The sequence below is a fragment of the Aminobacter sp. P4_D5 genome, from assembly GCF_056401815.1.
The window spans coordinates 1-760 of sequence record NZ_JBFUIP010000620.1 but is presented as its reverse complement, the minus strand read 5'-3'; the positions used below and the strand labels follow the sequence as shown (position 1 = coordinate 760).

Annotated in this window: 1 protein-coding gene; it reads right to left on the bottom strand. The window is 67.9% G+C overall.

Going from position 1 to position 760, the window contains the following annotated elements; translation table 11 throughout:
- Window positions 1-760: transcription termination factor NusA (gene nusA / locus AC1DWF_RS33910; RefSeq protein ID WP_476842877.1), on the bottom strand; the 760-nt coding region annotated here is incomplete at both ends.

Genomic DNA, 760 nt, shown 5'->3' with positions numbered 1-760 from the left:
TAGCGGGTCAGCTGCGAGGCGAGGCGCACGTTCTGGCCACGGCGGCCGATCGCGAGCGAGAGCTGCTCGTCCGGCACCACGACCTCGACGCGCTTGCTCTCGTCGTCGAGCACGACCTTGGAGACCTCGGCCGGCGCCATCGCGTTCACGATGAAGGTCGCGATGTCGGAGCTCCAGGGGATGATGTCGATCTTCTCGCCCTGCAGCTCGGCCACGACGGCCTGCACGCGCGAGCCGCGCATGCCGACGCAGGCGCCGACGGGGTCGATGGACGAGTCGCGGCTGATCACCGCCATCTTGGCGCGCGAGCCGGAGTCGCGGGCGACCGCCTTGATCTCGATGATGCCGTCATAGATCTCCGGCACCTCCTGCGCGAACAGCTTCGCAAGGAAGCCTGGATGCGTGCGGGACAGGAAGATCTGCGGGCCGCGGGGCTCCTCGCGGACGTCGTAGATATAGGCGCGCACGCGGTCGCCGTTCTTGAAGGCCTCGCGGGGGATGGTCTCGTCGCGGCGCAGCAGGGCCTCGGCCTTGCCGAGCTCGACCATCAGGTTGCCGTACTCGGTGCGCTTCACCGTGCCGTTGATGATCTCGCCGACGCGGTCCTTGTACTCGTCGAACTGCTTCCTGCGCTCGACTTCGCGCACACGTTGCACGATGACCTGCTTGGCCGTCTGGGCGCCGATGCGGCCGAAATCGACCGGCGGCAGCGGGTCGATGATGTATTCGCCCTCGGCGACGCCGGGCTTCACCTTGAGGG